The following is a 3,778-nucleotide window of genomic DNA, read 5'->3' as shown; positions in this document are numbered from 1 at the left end:
GAGTGGCCAGGGCTGGATGATAGGCCCCTATCTGAGCGCCCGTATTGCACCGGATTTGTATCTGCACACGCGCGCAGCCTGGGGACAGTCAGATAATCAGATGACGATCATGAATATATATCAGAACCATTTCAATACCGGCCGCAGCCTGTACAATGCGGAACTGACCGGCGACTGGCAGTACCGCAACTGGCGATTGTCACCGACCACCGGCTTTACTTATTATCAGGAGAATCAGTATCGCTTCACCAACTCCGCCAACGTCAGCATTCCAGGCCAGCGGATTTCTCTTGGCCAATTTAATTTTGGCCCGGAAATATCCTATTTTTATCTGAGCGAAACGCTGCGCAGAACAACCACCAGCCTGTCATTTGAAGGCATCTACAATTTTGATCCTGGCGGCAGACAGAATCTGGTATTCCAGAACTTCTTTGACGGATTTTCAGGAAGGGTCAAGCTCGGCCTGGACATTGTGTTTCCATCCGGCCTATCCATCGGACCAAGCCTTCAATACGACGGCATTGGCAGAAACGCCTTTTCAGCCATTCAGGGTCAGATACAGTTCAGTATTCCTATGGATAATATTCCGTCACTGGCATCGAAAAAATCCAGAGTAACATAAACAGAACTCCAGCCCCAGGCTATCTGGGGCGTTACTCAAACAGTAACAATTATTCTCGCGCACAAGCCTGAAAATCGGGTATGATGAAGTGTCATTAACAGGATGTGCATAGAAGCGAAGCTAAACTGGATTATATTTAGGTGCAATGAGAATAAAATGGACTTTTTGGAGCAGGATTTTTGTCCTGCTTTTGGTTTTTGTCGGGGGTAATTTTTTATCCCCGGCTTACGCACGCATCCATTTTGATAATCCTTTTGCCAATCCAGCCGATGTCCTGCAAACCCTGTTAAATAAGGGGCAATCCCAAAAACAAAACAAATCTATCGCTTCCGCGTGCACCCCCACATCAGGATATCAAGGATGTACACGCTATACAGCCACGGGTGGTAACCAGACATTTGTTGTGCCCGCCGGAGTGACGAGTATTTATGTGACTTTGTGGGGGGCTGGAGGAGGGGGGCCTGACGGGACATATTCTGCGTCCCCTGGCGCTGGCAGCGGTGGCTTTGCCCAAAACTACGCTCTGGCAGTAACGCCGGGTGAAACACTTAATATCACCGTGGGAGTGGGAGGGCAGACACGCAGCCTTGTTGGCACCTTTGGTGGTGGCGGGGCTGGTGGGGCAGGTGTCCTTGCAAGGGGTTCCAGCGGCGGTGGTGGTAGCTATATCTGGCGAGGTACGCCTTTTTCGGGCACGCTGTTGATTGCTGCGGGGGGCGGTGGGGGCGCCAGCAGTGGAGCCGATACCTCGCCTCTTGCTTCTTTTGGTCCTGGAGGTGGTGGCGGTGGTACCTCGGGTGCCGCTGCCGGCTTAAGAACGGGCGGCGCCGGAACGGCTAGTGCAGGCGGAGGTACGGTTTCTACAACCATTCCCTGCGCTACTCCCGCAACCTCTGGCAGTCAATACCAGGGGGGGGGAGGCGGAGGCGATACTTCAGGTGCTTCTGAAGGTGGCGGCGGTGGCGGCGGTGGGTATTACGGCGGTGGTGGTGGCCCATGCCAGCCAGCTGTTAATAATCCAAATGGTGGCGGTGGCGGTGGCTCGGGCTTTGGCGGTTCGGGCGGGAGCACCATTCGTGGAAATACCGGTACCGCCTTTGGCGGTGGTGCCGCGACAGGAACCTCTGATGCACAATACGTAGCGGGTGTTAGCGTTGGCGGCTATTGCGCGGGTTCAAGCTGTCCCGGCGGTGATGGTCTGGTTGCCATTCAATGGACAAAACCCACCATGCGCGTGCGCAAGAGATCAACAGGCGGCGTAGCTACCTTCAATTTCACCGGCACCAACGGATACAGCGCGGAAGGGATCACTACGGTTACACCTGGTACGATAAGAGCTGGTACAACCCAAACGTTAACATCAACTGGTGTGGCTACTACCATCACAGAAGCGGCCGTTGCGGGCTTTACGCTGACTGATATTTCCTGCTCGGGACTTGGAACGGGTGGAACAGCAACGGTTAACCTGGGCTCACGTCAGGTCACCTTGAATGCGGCGGCAGTGGCGGAAGATGCAAACATTACCTGTACGTTCACCAATAAAGCCCCGGTAAGCCTGAGCCTGAGAACAACATGGGTCAATGGAAAGGTTAATGACGCGGTCACCTTGTCCAGCTCCGGCTTTCCCAGCAACACCTCCGTCAATTCGATTTCGACAGGGAACAACTCAACAACCAGTTCGGCTGTCAGCCTCTTGTCGGGTGATGTTGGAACCATCTCGCAGTCATTTACCACCGGTTCGGCCAGTAATTACAACAGTACGCTCAGTTGTACGGGAAACGATACTCCCCTGTCAGGGAATCAGCTAACCATAGGCGTAAGCGATACCAGCGTTCTCTGTACGATGACCAACGCCCGGATTCAGGCAACGGCGGCGGTCAGTAAATCGTCCAGCCCGGCTACAGGCACAGAGGTTTCACCGGGCGACACGATTACCTATACGCTGCAAACGGTTCTTTCCGATGCAGCTAATGCGGCCAATTTAATTCTGACGGATACGTTAACTGCCGGGCAGACGGCGGGAGCCATGCCTCCCGGCTGCAGCATTGCGGGGCAGGTGATCACCTGTACGTTACCGGCAGAGACAGTACCTGGTACCTACAGTTTTTCATACACGACCACCGTCAATGCAGGTGCCACAGGTTCTATAGGTAATTCCGTGGTTGTCAGCGGTGGCGGCAGCACGACTACCACTTCCTGCACGAACTGCACGACCACGCATCCCATTGCTGCAACGATCGCAGTGAGCAAATCGTCTAATCCAGCCACCGGTACGTCGGTAGGAGCAGGCGACAACATTACCTACACCCTGCAGGCGGTGATCAGCACGGCCAACACCTCATCCCCTCTGTTGTTAACGGATACTCTGAGTGCCGGGCAAACAATAGGGACGCTGCCGGCAGGATGCACGGCCTCGGGTCAGGTGATTACCTGTACGATTGCAGCCGGCACGGCACCCGGTACCTACAGCTTTGCCTACCCGGTCACGGTGAATCAAACCGCGACCGGCTCGGTGAGCAACAGTGTTGTGCCAACGGGCGGCAGCAGCAAAACACCGACCTGCTCAAGTTGTACAACCACCCATCCGATCAAGCCGGCAATAATCGCAGTAAGCAAGTCGTCGAATCCGGCCACTGGCACCGCCGTGGGAGCAGGCGATAGCATTACCTATACCCTGCAGGCGGTGATCAGTACGGCGGCCAACGCCTCCCCTCTGGTATTGACGGATACCCTGAGTGCCGGACAAACGATAGGAACGCTGCCGGCAGGCTGCACGGCCTCGGGTCAGGTAATTACCTGTACGATTGCAGCCGGTACAGCACCGGGTACCTACAGTTTTGCCTATCCGGCTACGGTGAATTCGACCAGGACGAGCTCGGTGAGCAACAGTGTTGTCCCGACGGGTGGCAGCAGCACTGCACCGACCTGTTCAACCTGTACAACAACGCATCCGATCAAACCGGCAATAATCGCAGTAAGCAAATCGTCCAATCCCGCTACCGGCACCGCCGTGGGAGCAGGCGACAGCATTACCTACACCCTGCAGGCGGTGATAAGCACCGCGGCCAACGCCTCTCCTCTGGTACTGACGGATACACTGAGCGCCGGGCAAACCATAGGAACCCTGCCGGCAGGCTGTACGGCATCGGGTCAGGT

The 3,778-nt window shown here is 55.6% G+C and carries 2 protein-coding genes; both read left to right on the top strand.

The features are described 5' to 3' along the window. A partial coding sequence (locus ACQUTA_RS12980) for an autotransporter outer membrane beta-barrel domain-containing protein (protein ID WP_444988690.1) occupies positions 1-622 on the top strand: 622 nt, incomplete at its 5' end. Between the two features lie 145 nt (positions 623-767). Then, positions 768-3,778, top strand: a 3,011-nt coding sequence (locus ACQUTA_RS12975; RefSeq protein ID WP_444988689.1) for a beta strand repeat-containing protein, incomplete at its 3' end; no start/stop codon positions are given.

The organism is Legionella navarrensis, from assembly GCF_052527415.1.
Note: the sequence above shows the minus strand (reverse complement) of the source record. Positions and strands in the feature narration are given on the sequence as shown.